Source organism: Streptomyces sp. NPDC057136 (assembly GCF_042670885.1).
Classification (GTDB): Bacteria; Actinomycetota; Actinomycetes; order Streptomycetales; family Streptomycetaceae; genus Streptomyces.
In genome coordinates, this window is record NZ_JBHUUV010000004.1 from 180,443 (window position 1) to 197,680 (window position 17,238).

Sequence of the window (17,238 nt, forward strand, 5' to 3'; positions counted from 1 at the left end):
GACGTGGGAAGATCCCCCGCAGGCCGACAGTGTGTCGGTCTGCGGAAAGGAAGTCCTCACATGGCAGCGGGATTCTCGGAGTGGAAAGTCAACCGGCAGTATTCAGCAAACGACCGGGTCACGTATTTGGGCAAGCAGTACCGCTGCTCGGTGACACACAAGTCGAACTCCGCGTCCAACCCGAAAACGGCCGTCAAGGTGTGGCAGAAGCAGAACGACTGAGCGCATTACCCTCTTGGGTCCGGTTGGTCGAGTTGAGCACACAAGATCGCGATTGCCCGAGGCAGCAGCTGACCGCCCGAGGCCGTCTCGCGCGGTCGCTGCCCACCGGTTGGGAACACTCGGACCGCGCCGACCGCGCGGCGTTACGCTGTAGCCGATCCGGTGGTCGTCATGGTCGGCCCGTGCCGCCGCCGTCCCCAGTGACGAGGAGCTCCCGCCTTGCCCAAGCAGTTCCCCGGGTCCCGACCCACCCTGGAAGCAGTCGCGGCGCGTGCCGGGGTTTCCCGGGCCACCGCGTCACGGGTCGTGAACGGGGGCGACGGAGTACGTAAACCCCTGGTCGACAAGGTCCTGCGGGCGGTGGAGGAGCTCGGGTACATCCCGAACCACGCCGCGCGCACGCTCGTCACACGGCGGACCGGGGCCGTGGCTGTGGTCATCGCGGAGCCCGAGAACCGTATCTTCTCCGACCCGTTCTTCTCCCAGCAGCTCCGGGGTATCAGCAGGGAACTGGCCGCCCACGACACGCAGTTGGTCCTGCTGATCGTTGAGGGACCCGACGACTTCGACCGGGTCGCACGCTATCTGTCCGGCGGCCACGTCGACGGGGCCCTCGCCTTCTCCCTGCACACCGACGACCCGCTGCCCGCGATCACCCGGCGAGCCGGGGTGCCGACGGTGTACGGCGGCCGGCCGAGCTGGAGCGCGGCCCCGGGTGACCGGGCCGTGCCGTACGTGGACGCCGACAACCGTGGCGGCGCGCGGGCGGCCGTGCAGTGTCTGCGGGACCTCGGACGGGAGCGGATCGCGCACATCGCGGGGCCGCCCGACCAGACCTCTGCCATGGACCGGCTCCACGGCTACCAGGACATCCTGCTGGACGTGGACGCGACGCTCGTCGCCGAGGGAGCGTTCACCGTGGAGAGCGGGGCGCAGGCGATGACGGAGCTGCTGGAGCGGCGGCCCGACCTCGACGCGGTGTTCGCCGCCAACGACCTGATGGCCTCGGGTGCACTGCGGGTGCTGCGGGAGCGTGGAATTCGGGTTCCCGAGCACGTGGCGCTCGTCGGCTTCGATGACATGGAGTCGGTGTCCGAGGCCACCGATCCGCCACTGACCACCGTGCGACAGGACATCGAGGGCCAGGGCCGACTGATGGCCCGGCTGCTGCTGCGCGGTCTGAGCGAGGACCGTGCGGATGCCGACGGCCTCGACTCCGTGATCACCCCGACCACACTGGTACGGCGGGCCTCGGCCTGAGTGGCACGAAACCCGCCGCACGTGAGGCGTATCCACGTGGGTACGCCCAGAGGATCGCCATCAGAAGGACGCACAGACGACCGGAATCAGCCGTACACGCAGACGGTCAGACGTACGGGATCTTGAGCACCGCCCCGTCCGTCCCGGTCTGCACCTGCGACGTACCGCTGTTCAGCGCGTTCCACATCTCCAGACGGACCGTGCCGCCCTGGAGGTTGCCCAGGCTTCCGGTCACTGACTTCGTGCCCACGGCCTGGGTGTACTCCTCCCACCCCGTGACCGGGTCGGTCGCGAAGTAACGGAAGGTCTCGGCCCGGTCGAAGGTGCCGTCGCCCGTCAGGTCGTAGCTGACCCTGACCTGCGGGGCGAGCCCGAGCGTCGTACCCGCGTCGACCCGGAGGCGGAACGCGGTGGACGTACCAGGTGCGAGCGTCCCGTCGACGTTCCTGATCTCGTAGACCGTCGGCTTGTACGGCGTACCGTCCCGGTTGACGCCGTCGGCGGAGGCCAGTGTGTCGGCCCCGGCAGCTCCATCCGTGGCGGTGGTGAGCGTGCCGCCGGTCTTCAGCCGGAAGGTGTTGCCGGTGGACGGACCCGGCTCCTCCGGGTCGGGGTCGGGATCGGGGTCCCCGCCACCGGTACCCGTACCGGTGGCCGTGGAGCGGGCCGGGACGGAGAGGGTTGCGCCGTCGGAGAAGGTGACGGTGCGGGCGGTGGAACCGTGGTTGTGGGCGGTGTAGGTCCGGACGCCGTTCTTCACGAGAACTACGGAGGTCGGGATGTTCCCACTGACAGTCAGGTCGGGAGCTCCCAGACTGTCGAGCGTCGTGATCCAGTGGTAAGTGTGCGCCTTGGACTCACCCTGCTCAGGTGAGTAACCCCCGTTGCCCGCATCCCATTTGGCCTTCGCCGCGGCAGGATCGGCCAGCGACTCGAACTCCCACAGCAGATCGCGCCACTCGACGGCCGGTCCGCCGTTCTCGCGCTCCATCTCGGCGATATTGCGCTTGATCGCGGCCTTCTCACGGGCCAGGTGAAGCGAACCGCCGGTGACGGGGAGGACGTTGATGCCGTGGATCTCCTCCGGGTTCGCGGTCCACCAGGTGGAGTACGCGCCGCCGCTGCCCCAGACCATGCCAACAGTGTCGTGCCCGAAGGAGCCGGGGAACACCTGCTGGTCGGTGTCGAACCAGTACTGAGTGATCGCTTCCGACTCGGTGGTCAGCAGGTAGCTGCCGAGGTCGCGCAGTGCGGTGTCACCCGTTGCCGCGCCCCACAGGACGAGTCCGGCGCTGAGGTTGATGGATTCCGACGAGGACTCCTGGTTGTTGCCTGCGGCGAATCCCTGGTGACCGGAGGCCCAGCTGTGGCCCGCGTACACGTCGAAGCCGCGCAGGAAGGGGAACGCGGTGTCCGTGCGGCTGGGGTTGGCGGCGTCGCGCACGAGGGTCTTGACCATGGTGCCCCAGGCGGAGTCGGCGGCCCACGCCTGGTCGTACTGGGCGACGATCGCCGCCGCGTACACGTAGTAGCTGTAGTGGAAGTGGTGGTCGTTGAGCTCGGTGTCGCTGCCGTACGAAGCCGGGTAACCGGTCAGCGTCTTCCAGTCCTTGTCGTAACTGAACTCGCTGGCCCCGCCCGCAGTGAACCACTCCTGCAGCCGGCCCTTCATCAGGCCGAGCAGCTTGTCCCGGATGCCCGGCTGGCCGATCTGGTCGGCGACGGGCACCAGTTGGGCGAGACGGCCGAGCGCCTTGCCGGTCCAGTAGGTGTCACTGGCGCCGGAGAACGGATCGGAGGCGTTCGCCACCTCGTTGAGATACCCGGTCAGCCGGGCCTTGTCGACGCCGCTCGACGCGGGGAGAGCGGGCAGCACGCCGGAGTTCTTCTGGCTGGTGGTGAAGGAGGCGGACTCCCGCACCTTCATGGTGCCGCGTGGGGATACGTACGTGTACGGCGTGAGCGGGTCGGATGTGTTCAGCCACTGATGCCGGTAGAGCGCCTGGAGCGTGCCGCGCTCAGTGCCCTCCTTGGCCTCGGTGGTGAGGCTGTAGGTCGCCTTGACGGTGCCGCCGGTGGACTCCCAGCTCACTTGGGAGCCGGTGACGAAGCTGAAGGCGTACTTGCGGTACGTCGCGAGCGCGTCGGTGGACGGCAGTACGGCGAGCGAGAAGTAGTCCTTGCCGCCCAGCCCGGCGGTGATGGCCGAGCCGGAGACCGTCCAGTCGCTGCCCGTGGGGGCGAACAGGGCGTAGTGGTGCCCGGCGACGGTGATGCCGAGGACGTTGCCATTGTCGGCGAAGACGGTCGGTGTGCCGGCCGTGGTGATCCGCGCGTCACCGCCGGAGCCCTTGGCGTACACGAAGGGCATGCCGTGCCCGATGGTCGTACGCAGCGTACGAGCGCCGTCCGACCAGTAGGGGGTGACCGTCCAGTCGGACCAGTCGTCGGCCTTGGTGTCGGGGGAGTTGAGGCCGTTGAGCCCGACGGTGAGGTCGGCCTTGTGGGCGTACTCGTACTGGCGGCCGTCCCCGACGACCGCGGGCGTGGTCGGGTAGCCGACCTCCAGTCCACCGGAGGTGGCCTGGTAGGTGAGCGGGTGGCCGTACATGGGGGTGGAGTACGGGTTGTCGCCGTAGCGCTGGTAGGCGAGCGAGGTCCACCAGTCGTTGGTGGGGACCGGCTTGTCCCGCGCCGCCGCGGTGAGCTTGGGCGTGACAGGGGCGCCGGTGTTCGTGGTGGGGCCGGAGGTGCCGGCGGGACGGGCGTCGGAATAACTGCCGGAACCGGCGGGGACGGTAGCGGCTGCCGCCGGGGCTGCGGCAGGGCCCAGACCCACGGCGGCCAGGGCGATGGTCAGCACCGTCGCCGCGGCAGGTCTGGAGAAGGAGGCTTGCATGAGCAGCACCTCGAAGTCGTGGGAGGAGGACGGAGGACGCCATTGAGAGCGCTCTCAGATGGCAAGGAACGTAAAACTCCTGAAACGTAGTGTCAATAGAGCGCGCACCAGAGGCAGTTGTTGATTACCAAACGTCGCCATGCGTTCGAGTCTTGACGGTGAAGGAGCCCTGGCGTGCCGGCCGGGCGTGCATGGTGGGAGCGCTCTCAAGCGCTCGCCTGTGGGGGTCGCCGTCGGTGGGCGACCCCCACGGGGTGTGGTGCAGACAGTGAGAGCGGCAGTCGGTGGTTCCGGTACAGGTACCGGTATCTGACCCAGGAGGGGGGTTGAGTCATCAACTGTTTCCAAGTAGGCGAGGTTTCCCCTGCCTAGTGAGTATGGGGTCGGCTTGCTCGCGCGCAGTTCCGGATCTGCCGTAGGGCGAGCAGCCCGCCGAATCCCGGAATCAGGGCGCGCCCTCGGGCGCCCGACGAGAGGGTCGGGGGGATCATCGAAGTGGCTGCGATGACGACGAGGTAGGCGGTGCCGTGCAACGGGCCGAGCAGCTGTGAGATCGCCGGTGTGTGCGTGCTGAGCAGGTTGCCCAGCAAGGCCGCGAGGGACAGGGCCTCGATCCCGGCCGCGAACCGCAGGGTACGCACCGGAATCACGCACCCGTGGTGGAGCCGGGGCGGACGATCATCAGGATGACGACGACCGCCCAGAGGATGTTGAAGATGCCGGTGAGCATCGCCAGACGGGTCGCCGTGGAACGCGCCGCTTCTTCGGTGGGCGCCGCCTGCGTGGGCACGTGCTGCGAGGGCGCCTCCTGGGCCAGGGCGAGCAGGCGCTGCTGGCCGGGCAGGATGGCCATCGCGAGGAGGACCGCGGCGATCGTGGTCAGCGCGAGTGAAGTGATCAGCCAGACGTCGGTGAGAACGCCGAGCTGGGCACCGGTTGCTATCCCGAAGACTGGCACGGCGAGACCGACGAGTGCGTAGGCGCGGCAGATGCGGTGCAGGAGTGCGGCGGTCGCGGCGGGCCGGCCGCCCTCCCCTCCGTCGCCGAATGCCTGCAGCGCGTAACGGGGGAACATCGAGGCCGCCACGGTGATCGACCCGACGGTCAGGATCGCCGCGAGGACGTGTACGGACAACAGCAGCTTCGTCACTGCGGGTGCCTCCAAGTAGGAACATGAATGTGTTGGCTGCCAATACATACACTGCCTACACCCATATTGGGTAGGCTGCCTACTCATGAAGGCGGATGCGGTGCGAGGGCACCTTGATGGACTGTTGCTGGCCGTGCTCGAGACGGGCCCGCTGCACGGCTATGCGATCATCGCCGCGGTTCAGGACCGCAGCGGTGGCGTACTCGAACTGCGCACGGGCACGATCTACCCGGCTCTGAACCGGCTGGAGCGGATCGGGCTACTGAGCAGCAGCTGGCAATCCGCCGGTGAACGACGACGGCGATGCTACGAACTCACCGACGCCGGACGGCGCACGCTGGCCAACGAGCGAACGGCGTGGAGCGAGTTCACCACGGCGATCGGCTCGGTCCTGAACCCCGCCACACCGCCCGGCCTCGCCACATGAACGCCATCGGTCGGCACGCCGATCCCATCCAGGAGCACGTCGCGGCCCTGACGGCCGCCCTGCACGGTCCGGCCAAGGCCAAGACCCGGATGATCGAGGAAATTCACGACGGCCTCAGGGACACGGCTGAGGCACTCACCGGAGAAGAAACGCCCCACGAACGCGCGGCCGAGCAAGCAGTACGAGAGTTCGGGACGCTCGACGAACTCGTGCCGAGCTGCCAACAGGAACTGACCATCGCCCAGGCCAGGCACACCGCCCGCGCCGTCGCTCTCACCGCCCCGTTCCTGATCGCCTGTTGGTACCTGGCTCGCACCCCCGACCTCGAAGGGGCCTGGCAACTCCGTTACACAGCCCAACTGCTGGCCGTCCACCTGGCAGGTGTCGCGACCATAGCCGCACTGCTGGCCGCGGTGGCTCTGGCCGCAACCGGAGTCCTCGCCCGCCGACTGCCCACGCCACAGCGGCTGCCACTCATGGTCGCCTGGGCCGGTACAACCGCCAGCGCCGCCATGGCAGTCACGACACTCGCGCTCGCCACCGCCTCCGCCCTGGCGACCAACTGGCCACTGCTCGCATTCGCCGGCACGCTCGCAGCTGCCTCCCACGCCGCGACTGCGGCCTCGGCCCGGGCCTCCCGACAGTGCGCTCGCCTGCCCCTGACGTACCCTGCCGTCTCCCAGCCACACGGCTGATGGTATGCCGCTGCGTGCGAGGATTGGGGGTGCCGCTGATCATGATCGGCCCTGAGTCGGCAGATGGATATGGCGAAGCGAGTTGAGGAGCATGCTCCGCCCGGTTCCGCTGCAGCCCTTTCTCTCGTCCGGATGCCTTCGTCTGGGGGGCCGGCACGGGCATGGTCCGATGGCTGGTGGTGGGGCTGCCGCTCGGGTTGGTGTTGGGTGCGGTGGGCGCCACGATCAGGCGGCCTGGGCTGGTCGGCTTGCTTGCCGCATGGACGGTTCCTGTTGGCGCTGCCCTGCAGATGGTGGTGCTGCCGCCCCAGCCGCTCGTCAACTCGCACCTGGATGTCGTTGTCGCTGAGGCCATAGTGTGGACGGCCGCTGTGCTCGGTGCCGGCTGGGGCTTCTACCGTTTCCGGGCCGAGCGGCGTTCAGTCGGCGTCGGGTAGCGACCCGTCAGGATGCCCCGTCCGTCCACGTTGGCGACCATTCGGCGGAGCACCTTGAGCGCGGCCACGTACTCCTCATCGCTGATGCCTTCGTGGACCACGGCGCGCAGCTCGCTCGCCAGCTCGCGCATCCGCGCCCTGGCAGCTTCCCCGGCCTCGGTGAGTTGCAGGCGCTGCCCGGCATCGACCCGCAACCAGCCGCGGTGCAGGAGCTGGTCGACGACCCGTGCGATCTCGTGCTGCCCGTCCGCGAGGGGCGTCAGCTGGCTGACGACTTCCTCGCGGCTCGGCGCTTCGGGCCCGGCATTCACGCGGTTCAACACCCAGTACTGCGGCTGCGTGACGTCGATTCTCGCCATGGCGTCACGCAGATGCCCGGTGACGGTCGACTGGGCGAGGCCGCTCCAATACCCGATGCGTCCGCGAGGGCGGATGGGTGAAGGCGGAGGAGGACCCGCTGGACTTGTATGGGGGACGGCGGCGCAGTCAGGGATGGAGGCGGTCAGCAATGTCGAGGACGTGGTCGGCTAGGTCGGCGGCGCGGCCCTCCGTTACGGCGGCTTCTACGGGCCGGGCGCCAGTGACGATCAGGTCGCTCATACGCAAGTTCAACCTCGTCGACAACGAACCGGCCCCGGCTCGTGAGTGGCCGCCCGCTGGTACGTGATTGCGGTGCCGGCGCGCAAGAGCGTACTGGATAGGGCAGGTTGGATCAGGGTTGGCGGATCGCGGATACCTCGAACTCCAGGACCACCTTGTCGCTGACCAGGACGCCACCGCCTTCCAGCGCGGCGTTCCAGGTGACGCCGTAGTCCTTGCGGCTGATCGGCACGGAGCCTTCGAACCCGACCCGGAGATTGCCGTACGGGTCCGTGGCGCTGCCCTGGTATTCGAAGTCGATGCTGATCGACCGGGTGACGTCCTTGATGGTGAGGTCTCCGGTCAGCCGGAAATGGGTGCTGTCGAGTTGCTCGACCCCGGTGGACGCGAAGGTGATGTCCGGGAATTTCGGCGCGTCGAGGAAGTCGTTGGTGCGCAGGTGGCCGTCGCGCTGTTCGTTGCGGGTGTCGATGCTCGCGGTCTTGATGGTGAGCGACACGGAGGACTTGGCGGGGTCCTGGCCGTCGAAGTAGCCCATGCCCTCGAACTCGTTGAACGCACCGCGCACCTTGGTGACCATGGCGTGCCGGGCCACGAACCCGATCTGGGTGTGGGCCGGGTCGAGGGCATAGTTCCCTGTCAGTGAGGTGAGGGGGGTGGTCATGACCTGCTCCGCGGGGCTCGGGGACGGGTAGGGGAGACGCCCGCCCACGCTAGCCCGGCACTCCGGGAACGGCCTTCGGCCGCGCTCGTACGTCACTCGATCGGCCGGGGCGGGCCGGCGGCACCGGATCGGCGCGTACGACGGGTGATCACAGGAGACCGGCTTCTCCGAGGCCACGGGAACGGAGGCGGGCGCCGACTGTCCACTGTGAGTTCACGATTCCCGAAGTGCCCCTCGTGGCGAACTCGCGCCTTTAGGCGGTTTCGGTAGCACGTGCGGCTCGGATTCGAGGAGAGCGAAGGTCCGCACCGTACCGGTGTCAGTGCCGCGTGTCCGCCGGCGAGCACAGGATCAACTAACTGCATCCGCGGTTTTGTCCGGTGTCAGGGAGCGGATGCGAGGTATCGGTGAGGGCAGTAGCCAAAGCAGCGATAGGGCTCCGCCAACGGCGGCAATGAGGAGGGTGGCCCGCAACCCGACCATGGTGGCCAGGAGGCCGCCGACGATGGCGCCGACGGGCCGTATCCCGTAATTGATCGTGCTGTACGCGCCGGCTACGCGACTGCGCACGCCGTCGGGGATCACAGCGGTCTGCAGGGCGTTGAGGTTGACGTCAAACAGCATGACACCAAAGCCGGACAGGAACTCGGACGCGGCCAAGGCCCCGGCGCGGAGCCAGAACGGACCGTCCGCAGCAGCGGCGATGGCAATCGGCGCGGGGAAGAGCACCGCGCCCACGACGATGCTGCGTCCCACGCCGAACCGACGCGAGACATTCGGAGCGACCAGGGCGCCAAAAACGGAACCCGTCGCGCCAATCCCGAACGCGATACCGATGACTCCTGCGGATAGACCGAGGTTCCGGCTGGCAAACAGCACGATCAGCCCACTGCCCGCGAGGAACGTGAAAAAGTTGACGGTCGCTGCGCATCCCAGACTGGCCCGCAGCACTGGATGACGGACGACGAGTGCCAGTCCCTCCCTGGCGCGCTGCAAAAGCGAGGGTGCCGTGGTGCCGGCCGATATCGGCGGTTCGTCGACCGAGACACGGCCGATCAGGACCGCCGATGCCAGGAAGGTCAAGGCATCAACGACGAGGGTTACGGGAGCGGTGAAGATCTGGATCAGAGCGCCGCCGATGGCCGGGCCAGCGACATACGATGCGGATCGGCTGGCGCTGAGTTTGCTGTTCGCCTCCACGTAGGACGCGCGTGGCACGAGTCCCACGAAGAACGGCGGATAGGCGGTGTTGAACAGAACTCCGGCAGCGCCCGTGAACAACGCCACGGCGTACAGCTGACCGAGCGTCACTGCTCCTAACAGGTAGGCTGCCGGGACGCTGAGCAGCACTGCGGCGCGCACGAGGTCGGCAAGGATCATGAGACGGCGTTTGCGAGCCCGGTGGTCAACCCAGGCCCCTAGGAGAATTGCCAGTAGGTTCGGGACCCAGATGAGTGCGGTCAACCACGCTACCTGGTTGGCCGAGGCGTTTAGGGTGCTGACGGCGATCAAGGGCAGGGCCAGTTCGGTGATCCGGTCGCCGAACTGTGAAACCGCGTTACCGGCCCAGAAGCGGCGGAACCGTTGATCTCGGCACAGCGATATCGCAGCGGTCTGGCCTGGGCCGTTCACAGCGTCTGCCCGGTCTGCTCCTCGGCACCTTCCGGCAGAACGTAGCGCATCAGCTGGACGCCGCGGCCGTCGGTCGGCCGTTCGGCCGGGTCGCGAGTGACGAACGGCGCAAGGATGCGCTCGATCCCGTCCTCAATGGCGGCGAGTTCCTCAGCAGAAACGACGAGGCGGGTGTTGGCCAACCCTGCCAGCCTCTGCCACGCCGGATCGAGTTCGGGCTCCACCTCTGCTGCCCACCGGCCCGGCAGGTCTGCATAGCGCAGGAACATCTGCTGCGACAGTACCCGCGCGGCCGACCGGCCCTCCTCATCAGCTGGATCCTGCGGCGTCTCGAACCGGAAGCCGCGTGCCACTGCCTCCCACCTCCTTTGGCGGCGGTCCGAGCCAGGCTTGCTGTCGCGGACCAGTCCAAAGCTGGCCAAGTGCCGCAGATGCCAGCTGGTCACCGACGGCGTTGCTCCCACGTCGGGGGCGAGCTGCGTCGCGGTGGCAGGCCCGTGCCGCTGCAAGTGGTCAAGGATCGCCAGCCGCACCGGATGCGCCAACGCCCGCATCGCTTGCGGGTCACTGATCTCGATATCGCCCAGGCGATTACTGGAGTTCATAACGTGAGAGTCTCCTCTCACAATACGTGAGAGTCAACTCTCACATCGCCAGGGGGTCAGGCGCGGCAAGCGCCGGGGATCACCGCCGCCCGCGAGTGCTTCTTCCAGCTGCCGGTCGATCGAGCTGCTCGAGGGAGGCCGCTCGGCCTGTGAACTGTAGGTGGCACCAGTAGTCGCTAACGGGGCCTTGTCCATGACCGGTGGCGCTGGTCAGGAGGAGACGCCGGTTGGCCGTGTGGGGCCACCGCTTCTGCCGGTGTAGGAGGTAGGTGTGCAGGACTCGGTGGGTGAGGGTGTCCAGGGGGCGCCGGTGACCTCCGATGTTGATCGTGCGGCCCCGTCGGGCCGTGTCTGCTCGCGCAGGACGTCGACCGGTACAAGGTCGGCGCAGACATCTTGGGCAGGGTTCCCCTCGCCCAAGCGACCACGGCCCAGGAGGCAGTGGCGGCAGCCGTACTCCCTCTGCCGTCCGGTCTCGGGGCTGTCACGCTTGGAGCCGATGGAGCCTAGGATTGACGCCGATTCGGTTATGAGCTGCGTACCGTCGCCGGCGGATGATGGCGCAGCCGAGCGTCGAAGGCTTGGCAGATGCCGTCGCGGATCTGCCACCGAATGCGCCGCGCTCGGCCGCCTCATCGGGTCAGGAAGGGATGACGACCGAGCGAAGGTACACCGTGAATTCGCTGCCCTCGGTCACGTCGACCGAGACCGTATACGTGGGAGCCGGGCCCGGTTCGCTCGTTCCGTCCGAGGAGCCCTTGAGGTAGGTCCGGCCCGGCCGGTTCGACCAGCCGGCCTCGTCCGCGTCCTCGACGTAGAACCCCTTACGCATCCCACTCCGCGGAACACCGATGCGATGCAGGAAATCCTCCATGTTCGGCTTCGGCGAGCGGAACGTGAGGCAGATGCTGTACGAAGACCACCCGTCACTGGTGCGGAAGGACACATCCTGCGCACCCGCCGGAACACTCAACCGGTGCATGCTCAGGGCCTTGGCCGACGGGGCGCCGGGCGTCAGTCGTCCCTGCCCGTCGGACACTGCCCCCTTCGCGTCGGCGCCGGAACTCAGGTCAGACGGTCGGGACGGGGGCGTCGGGAGCGATCAGTTTCTCCTCGCGCAACGCCGCCCAGAATGCAGCGGGTACCGACTCGGTGAGCGCGGCGGCATCCTCGGCGATGCGGCTCGGTCGGGTGGCGCCGGGAATCGCCGCCACGGTTGCGGGATGAGCCAGTGAGAACTGCAAGGCGGCTGCTTTGATCCCGACGCCGTACCTCTGGGCGAGCTCCTTGATGAGCTCCACCTTGGCGACGATTTCCGCGGGGGCCTTCTGGTACTCGAAGTGTTGTCCACCGGCCAGAATGCCCGAGCTGTACGGTCCGCCGACGACGATGTCGACGTTCTGGGCGGCGGCAGCGGGCAGCAGGCGCTGCAGAGCGCGGTCGTGGTCGAGAAGGGTGTAGCGGCCGGCGAGCAAGAACGCGTCGGGCTTCGGCTCGTCGAGGTCCAGGGTCAGTTCCAGGGGCTCGACCCGGTTGACGCCCAGCCCCCACGCCTGGATGACGCCTTCCTCCCGCAGCCCGTCCAGGACGCGAAAGGCGCCGGTCCGGGCGCTCTCGTACACGCCCAGCCACTCGTCGCCGTAGAAGTCCTGCGCCACATCGTGCACCCACACGATGTCGAGCCGGTCCGTCCTGAGTCGCTTGAGGCTGTCCTCGATGGAACGCAAGGTGGCGTCCGCCGAGTAGTCGTTCACCATCCTGTTCGGGCGTCCGTGCTCGAACAGGCCGCCCTTCTCGCCCAGTTGCCGGGCCGTCGGGTCTTCCACTTCGTCCAGGACGACGCGGCCGACCTTGGTGCTCAGGACGTACTCGTCGCGGTGGTGCTGCGACAGGACGTCGCCGAGCCGGATCTCGGACAGGCCCGCTCCGTAGAACGGCGCGGTGTCGAAGTAGCGGATTCCGTGATTCCAGGCGGCTTCGACGGTGGTCGCGGCCTCGTTGTCAGGGATGGCGCGGAACATGTTGCCCAGCGGGGCCGTACCGAAGCCGAGTGGGGAGGGGAGCAGGTGCCTGACGCTCATGGGAATGTCCTGAAGGTTGAAGGGCTGGGGTGGGAAAACGCGGCAGCATGTGTGCGGCCAGTTCCTCGAGTACGTCGTCGACCGGGCGATCGCCGGGACGCAGATCGAGGGAGACGTGCGCGACACCGAGGGCCGACATCTCACGGGGTCGTTCGATGAGCCCGTTGCGCCCCGTGCGCAGGCCAATTCCTGCCACTGCTTGACCTGCGGGCGCAGGGTTGCTCGGCTCGCGTGGGTAGTTCAAGCCGGCATCAGCTTGCTGAGCGATCCATTTTGGGGCTCTGCCGGGCGCTGCCCGCTACCGCGATCGGGGTGGTGTCGTGCACGGGTTTCGGTAGTACGTCGATCTGTCGATCCGGGTGCGGATTGCTTTCAGCGGGAGGGCGCCGATCCTGGCGGACCCGGGGTGGGCCCGGTGCGGGCCCGGTGTGGGCTCGCCAGGAACGGCCGGTGGCTAGTTGAGGGTGTCGGGGTCGGGGCCGGTGCGCATGCCGCTGTCGAGCGAAGTGATGGCCTCGATGTCGGCCTGCGTGAGGTTGAAGCCGAAGACATCGAGGTTCTGACGGATGCGCTGTGGCGTGACGGACTTGGGGATGACCACGTTGCCGATCTGCAGGTGCCAGCGCAGTACCACCTGCGCAGGGGTCACGCCGTGACGCGCGGCGATGGACCTGATCGCCTCGTCCTTGAGCAGTGCGCCCTGGGCGAGCGGGCTCCACGCCTCGGTGGCGATGCCGTGCTGGGCATGGAAGGTGCGCAGCTCCTGCTGCTGCAGTCCCGGGTGAAGCTCGACCTGGTTCACGGCCGGCACGGTGTTGCTGTGCTCCAGGAGGCGCTGGAGGTGGGCCGGCTGGAAGTTGGAGACACCGATCGCGCGGGTGCGGTTGTCGGCGAGCAGCTTCTCGAGGGCGCGCCAGGTGTCGACGTACAGGTCGCGTGCCGGGGTGGGCCAGTGGATCAGGTACAGGTCGACGTGGTCGAGACCGAGCTTGTCCAGCGAGGCGTCGAACGCCGCCAGGGTGCTGTCGTAGCCCTGGTCGGCATTCCACAGCTTGGTGGTGACGAACAGCTCGTCCCGGCCGATTCCCGATTCGGCGAGGGCGCGGCCGACACCGCGCTCGTTGCCGTAGATCGCAGCGGTGTCGATGCTGCGGTAGCCGGCCGCGAGTGCCGTGCTCACGGCGGCGGTGGTCTCCTCATCGGGGACCTGAAAGACGCCGAACCCCAGCTGCGGCATCTCGACGCCGTTGTTGAGGGTGATGTGGGGGATGGAGGTCATGCTGTGTCTCCTTGCGGGGGTGATCTGCGCGGGTCTGCGGAACGTGGGGTCAGGGGGCCGTGTCGGAGTTGGGGGTGTGGGGACGGTCTGCGACGCCGTGATGAAGCCGTCGTCGAAGGCGGGGGTCTCCACTCAGTGCAGGACGCGAGCATCGGCGGAGACCGCTTGCCCCTGCTGGAAGGGGCGCGTTCCCGGCGGAGCCTTCTTGCGGTGCGACGCCGTCTCTTCGTAACTCAGGGAACGGCGATGGGCTGCTTGTGCAGCGCAGCCCCACTGGTGGAGGGCGAGCGCTGCGCCGCCCGCTTCTCCAGGGAGCTGGACAGGACGGCGAGGGCCAGGGCGGAGGCGGCCAGGAGTGCGCCGACCCAGTTGGGAGAGGTGTAGCCGAGCCCGCCGCTGATGACATGCCGCCGAGCCAGGCGGCCAGGGCGTTGCCGGCGTGGAAGGCGCCGATATTGACGGCCGACGCCAGGGGGGCGCCGTGGGCGTGGTCCAGGACCCGCTTCTGCAGCGGCGGTACGGTGGCGAAGCCCAGGTCGCCGATCAGGAACACAGCCACTGCTGCGGCAGCCTTGTCATGAGCACCGACAGTGGACAGGGTCAGCCCGAGCGCCAGGCCGCCCAGCGCCGTGTAGAGCATCGGCATGAGCTTGCGGTCGGCGAACTTTCCGCAGACCAGGTTCCCGGCGACCATGCCCAGACCGAGCAGCACCAACGGCCAGGTCACCGAGGAGTCGGCGTAAACGGTGACCTGCGTCATCATCGGCGCGATGTAAGTGATGGCCGCGAACACACCGCCGAAGCCGAGAACGGTCATCCCCATGGCGAGTAGGACCTGCACGTTCTTGAACGCGCTCAGCTCATGGCGCAGCCGTACGCCCTCCGGTTTGGGCAGGTCGGGCACCAGCTTGGCGATCCCGGCCAGGCCCACCAGTCCCAACGCCGCCACGAAGAGGAACGTGATGGCCCCTATGGCGAGGGCCAGGAGTGCTAGGGGCATGACATCGATCCTTAGGTGCGGTAGCGCTTTATAAGCGTCGACAATAGTTGTGTACGCGGGCTATTGCAAGCACGTCATGACTGCGTGTGCATGTAAAGAGTCGCCTCGGTTGCGCCAGCGCCCGAACCTGAAGGGACACGCAGGCCTTGAAGGGACGCGCAGGCCTGTGACACACCACGCGAAGGCCGCCGTGACGCAGGGGCGGGACGCTGATGAAGGCCGCGCCGAGGGCGACGCCCGCATGGATCGCGGCGGTGAGCACCCGACTGTCGTGACTGCACTGGAGGTGTTAGGTCAGGAGGCTTGCCGTCCACGGGAAAGGCGCCACGAAGAGAAGCCGGGCGAGGTTGAACGTGAGGAGCGTCTGGCTGACCCGCTCGACCTGGTGCCACATGTTGTGTCGGGTGAGCTTTACCTGATTAGTAGTCAGGAAGGTGATGACGTACGCGCGATGGCGGGCCATGGGTGCAGGAGGGTGTCTTCGAGCCTTTCCTGATCCGCTCCTGCGGTACGAGTCCGAATAGTTCGACCGGCATCAGCGTGAGGATGAGGGCGAAGACGGCGTCGCTGAACGTCTCGCCCCGATCGCTGTCACGCTCGCGTACCCATAGCGGGTATCCCGTTAGTGATCTTCAGGCTGGTGGCGATCAGAGGACGCCCTCATGCTTCGCACGCAGGTGGCCAGGCCCCGATGACAGGATGGTCGCCTCGACGATCCTGAGGGGGCCACTCTCCGCGCGTACGCCTGCCGACTACCTCGAACGGCGCGGGGGCCGGTCGGCAGCGGTGGCGGCAAGGGCGTCTGTTTGTCGAGGATGAGTGACCGGCAACGCCCCGTGCTGGTGGAGTGACTGTGCAGTGCGGGCGGATGGCACGACCGCGACGCGATCGGCCTGGGCCGGGCGCGCGAGAGCTCCGGTGCGCGGGCCGGTGAAGGCGCCTTCGTGCGCAAGCTCCTGAACCCTGGCCGGACGAGGGTCGGAGTGAGCTTGTTCAGCGGGATTGGTTTGTCGCGAGGCTACGCAGGTCAGCGGGCGGGGAAGCCGTAGTCCGGTGTGCGTCGGCGATGATCAGCCAAGTCCAGCGGTCCGCCATCGGCCCCTGCCCTGTCACACTCAGCTGTGAGCAGGTAGTTGCAGAGCGAAGCGGCGGACGGCATCCGTAAAAGCATCCGGATCGTCGAAGTTCGCGAGATGTCTCGCCCTGGGGATCAACTCGACACGGGCGTGCGGATGCGCGCGAGCGAATTCCCTCTCGCCGGACCGGAAGACGGTGTCCTTCTCGCCGTTCAGGATGAGCACGGGGGCCGCCACATGACGCATCGCATCCGCGTCGAAGCGGCCCAGCACCTCGCCCCAGGCAGCGGGCAGAGTGTGGAAGGCGTAGCCGGAGCGGATGGTGGCATCCACCACCTCGGGAGGATAAAGCCGACGCAGCAACCTGTCATTCCAGCGTGCCAACCGGCCCGCCGGTATGCGAGGGACAAGCCCGGCGGCCCACCGATACTGCGTTGCCCACGGACCGCAAGTTGAGGCGCTGGCCCCCGCAAGGACCAGCCCCCGCAGCTGCTTTGGGCAGCGCCGCGCGAACTCCAGCGAGGCGTATCCGCCGAGCGAGTGACCGACGACCAGAGCCGGCCCATGGTCGAGCGAGTCCACCGCGGAAGCGATGATCTTCGTCGCTGCGTTCAGACTCCAGGGCTGAGCAGAGCGAGCGCCGTGGCCTGGCAGGTCAACGGCGGCAACCCGAAAGTCTTCCTGGAGCGCGGCGAGTTGCGGGCTCCATTGTCCAGCGCTGAACCGCGTCCCGTGTACGAAGATGATGGGCGGTGTATCCGCAACCGTCATGAGGCCCCCAGATCTGCACTCTCCTCGGACCGACTCTACTGGCTGGTCGCCCCCGGAGCTGAGACGCGGAAATGCTGGTCAAAGAGGGCGCTTGAAAGCGCGAGCAGGCGTCCGACGCCGTCGTGGAGCAGCGCACCGACCGCCGTTGTAGGGGACGTTGCGGTGCTGGATGAACGAACCGCCGGAGTAGAAGCCGTCTCTGAGACAGGACGTACAGGCCGGTGCACAGCTCCTTTGCCCGAGCCGCCCCACCGGGTCCAGCTCACCGGGCCGGGGGGCCGCCCCGACCCCGAGCTGATGGAACGGCTCACCCGGCAACTCCTCGAACGGACGAACGACAGGGTGATGGAGTTGCTGTGCGCCCTCGGGTCCACTGCCGCGGCGGCCCTGGCCGCACGGCGCCGGGCACAAGTCGGGTGGGAGCACGAAGTCCTGGTCCC

Annotated in this window: 17 protein-coding genes and 1 pseudogene; 5 read left to right on the forward strand and 13 right to left on the reverse strand. The window is 67.8% G+C overall.

The features are described from left to right. Positions 1-60: 60 nt before the first annotated feature. Both ACFT7S_RS07115 and ACFT7S_RS07120 read left to right on the forward strand, forming a co-directional pair. A complete protein-coding gene (locus tag ACFT7S_RS07115; RefSeq protein ID WP_382728112.1) occupies positions 61-222 on the forward strand; it encodes a carbohydrate-binding protein in 162 nt (53 codons plus the stop codon). A gap of 219 nt (positions 223-441) precedes the next feature. Continuing rightward, positions 442-1,482 (forward strand): LacI family DNA-binding transcriptional regulator, encoded by a 1,041-nt coding sequence (locus ACFT7S_RS07120; protein ID WP_382728114.1) that lies wholly within the window; start codon positions 442-444, stop codon positions 1,480-1,482. A 106-nt stretch (positions 1,483-1,588) separates the two neighbouring features. Here ACFT7S_RS07120 and ACFT7S_RS07125 read toward each other — a convergent pair whose 3' ends face one another. The 3 genes from ACFT7S_RS07125 to ACFT7S_RS07135 all read right to left on the reverse strand — a co-directional run bounded on the left by ACFT7S_RS07125 (position 1,589) and on the right by ACFT7S_RS07135 (position 5,531). Beyond that, the gene (locus ACFT7S_RS07125) at positions 1,589-4,381 is read right to left on the reverse strand and encodes a glycosyl hydrolase (protein ID WP_382728117.1); all 2,793 of its coding nucleotides are present in this window, start codon (positions 4,379-4,381) and stop codon (positions 1,589-1,591) included. A gap of 368 nt (positions 4,382-4,749) precedes the next feature. After that, a complete protein-coding gene (locus ACFT7S_RS07130; RefSeq protein WP_382728120.1) occupies positions 4,750-5,031 on the reverse strand; it encodes a hypothetical protein in 282 nt (93 codons plus the stop codon). Next, positions 5,028-5,531, reverse strand: coding sequence for a hypothetical protein (locus tag ACFT7S_RS07135; RefSeq protein ID WP_382728123.1), 504 nt, complete (start codon positions 5,529-5,531; stop codon positions 5,028-5,030). Before ACFT7S_RS07135 ends, ACFT7S_RS07130 begins: the two co-directional genes overlap by 4 nt. 85 nt (positions 5,532-5,616) lie before the next feature. Between ACFT7S_RS07135 and ACFT7S_RS07140 the strand changes: the two genes are divergently transcribed. Continuing rightward, positions 5,617-5,958, forward strand: a complete 342-nt coding sequence (locus tag ACFT7S_RS07140) for a PadR family transcriptional regulator (protein ID WP_382728126.1) — start codon at positions 5,617-5,619, stop codon at positions 5,956-5,958. Further along, on the forward strand, positions 5,955-6,653 hold the full coding sequence (locus ACFT7S_RS07145) for a permease prefix domain 1-containing protein (protein ID WP_382728129.1): 699 nt from the start codon (positions 5,955-5,957) through the stop codon (positions 6,651-6,653). The genes ACFT7S_RS07140 and ACFT7S_RS07145 overlap by 4 nt, the downstream gene beginning before the upstream one ends. A gap of 394 nt (positions 6,654-7,047) precedes the next feature. Here the strand turns inward: ACFT7S_RS07145 and ACFT7S_RS07150 are convergent, their stop codons facing one another. The 4 genes from ACFT7S_RS07150 to ACFT7S_RS07165 form a co-directional block, all read right to left on the reverse strand. After that, complete coding sequence (locus ACFT7S_RS07150) at positions 7,048-7,524, reverse strand: MarR family winged helix-turn-helix transcriptional regulator (protein ID WP_382728537.1); 477 nt, start codon at positions 7,522-7,524, stop codon at positions 7,048-7,050. A gap of 278 nt (positions 7,525-7,802) precedes the next feature. Beyond that, entirely contained in the window at positions 7,803-8,354 is a 552-nt protein-coding gene (locus ACFT7S_RS07155; protein ID WP_382728131.1) for a YceI family protein, read from the reverse strand. Positions 8,355-8,705: 351 nt separating this feature from the next. After that, positions 8,706-9,986 carry an MFS transporter gene (locus tag ACFT7S_RS07160; RefSeq protein ID WP_382728133.1) on the reverse strand — a complete coding sequence of 427 codons (1,281 nt, stop codon included), beginning with the start codon at positions 9,984-9,986 and terminating at the stop codon, positions 8,706-8,708. Further along, entirely contained in the window at positions 9,983-10,591 is a 609-nt protein-coding gene (locus tag ACFT7S_RS07165; protein ID WP_382728136.1) for an ArsR/SmtB family transcription factor, read from the reverse strand. The genes ACFT7S_RS07160 and ACFT7S_RS07165 overlap by 4 nt, the downstream gene beginning before the upstream one ends. A gap of 351 nt (positions 10,592-10,942) precedes the next feature. On the opposite strand from ACFT7S_RS07165, the gene ACFT7S_RS07170 reads away from it, so the two are divergent. Further along, positions 10,943-11,101 carry a hypothetical protein gene (locus ACFT7S_RS07170; RefSeq protein WP_382728540.1) on the forward strand — a complete coding sequence of 53 codons (159 nt, stop codon included), beginning with the start codon at positions 10,943-10,945 and terminating at the stop codon, positions 11,099-11,101. A 130-nt stretch (positions 11,102-11,231) separates the two neighbouring features. Here the strand turns inward: ACFT7S_RS07170 and ACFT7S_RS07175 are convergent, their stop codons facing one another. From ACFT7S_RS07175 to ACFT7S_RS07200, 6 genes and pseudogenes are all read right to left on the reverse strand, one after another. Further along, entirely contained in the window at positions 11,232-11,423 is a 192-nt protein-coding gene (locus ACFT7S_RS07175) for a hypothetical protein (RefSeq protein ID WP_382728140.1), read from the reverse strand. Between the two features lie 238 nt (positions 11,424-11,661). After that, positions 11,662-12,672, reverse strand: coding sequence for an aldo/keto reductase (locus ACFT7S_RS07180; protein ID WP_382728143.1), 1,011 nt, complete (start codon positions 12,670-12,672; stop codon positions 11,662-11,664). 454 nt (positions 12,673-13,126) lie between these two features. After that, positions 13,127-13,951 carry an aldo/keto reductase gene (locus ACFT7S_RS07185; RefSeq protein ID WP_382728146.1) on the reverse strand — a complete coding sequence of 275 codons (825 nt, stop codon included), beginning with the start codon at positions 13,949-13,951 and terminating at the stop codon, positions 13,127-13,129. A 233-nt stretch (positions 13,952-14,184) separates the two neighbouring features. Next, positions 14,185-14,915: pseudogene (locus ACFT7S_RS07190) on the reverse strand (MFS transporter); the annotation flags it as partial. 325 nt (positions 14,916-15,240) lie between these two features. Continuing rightward, entirely contained in the window at positions 15,241-15,414 is a 174-nt protein-coding gene (locus tag ACFT7S_RS07195) for a TMEM175 family protein (RefSeq protein WP_382728147.1), read from the reverse strand. A 652-nt stretch (positions 15,415-16,066) separates the two neighbouring features. Then, entirely contained in the window at positions 16,067-16,798 is a 732-nt protein-coding gene (locus tag ACFT7S_RS07200) for an alpha/beta fold hydrolase (RefSeq protein WP_382728150.1), read from the reverse strand. Positions 16,799-17,238: the final 440 nt, after the last annotated feature.

Coding starts and splice junctions, on each gene's coding strand:
- ACFT7S_RS07125 (WP_382728117.1), bottom strand. CDS start 4,381: ATGCAAGCCTCCTTCTCCAGACCTGCCGCGGCGACGGTGCTGACCATC.
- ACFT7S_RS07180 (WP_382728143.1), bottom strand. CDS start 12,672: ATGAGCGTCAGGCACCTGCTCCCCTCCCCACTCGGCTTCGGTACGGCC.
- ACFT7S_RS07165 (WP_382728136.1), bottom strand. CDS start 10,591: ATGAACTCCAGTAATCGCCTGGGCGATATCGAGATCAGTGACCCGCAA.
- ACFT7S_RS07195 (WP_382728147.1), bottom strand. CDS start 15,414: ATGGCCCGCCATCGCGCGTACGTCATCACCTTCCTGACTACTAATCAG.
- ACFT7S_RS07140 (WP_382728126.1), top strand. CDS start 5,617: ATGAAGGCGGATGCGGTGCGAGGGCACCTTGATGGACTGTTGCTGGCC.
- ACFT7S_RS07175 (WP_382728140.1), bottom strand. CDS start 11,423: ATGCGTAAGGGGTTCTACGTCGAGGACGCGGACGAGGCCGGCTGGTCG.
- ACFT7S_RS07185 (WP_382728146.1), bottom strand. CDS start 13,951: ATGACCTCCATCCCCCACATCACCCTCAACAACGGCGTCGAGATGCCG.
- ACFT7S_RS07115 (WP_382728112.1), top strand. CDS start 61: ATGGCAGCGGGATTCTCGGAGTGGAAAGTCAACCGGCAGTATTCAGCA.
- ACFT7S_RS07200 (WP_382728150.1), bottom strand. CDS start 16,798: ATGACGGTTGCGGATACACCGCCCATCATCTTCGTACACGGGACGCGG.
- ACFT7S_RS07155 (WP_382728131.1), bottom strand. CDS start 8,354: ATGACCACCCCCCTCACCTCACTGACAGGGAACTATGCCCTCGACCCG.
- ACFT7S_RS07145 (WP_382728129.1), top strand. CDS start 5,955: ATGAACGCCATCGGTCGGCACGCCGATCCCATCCAGGAGCACGTCGCG.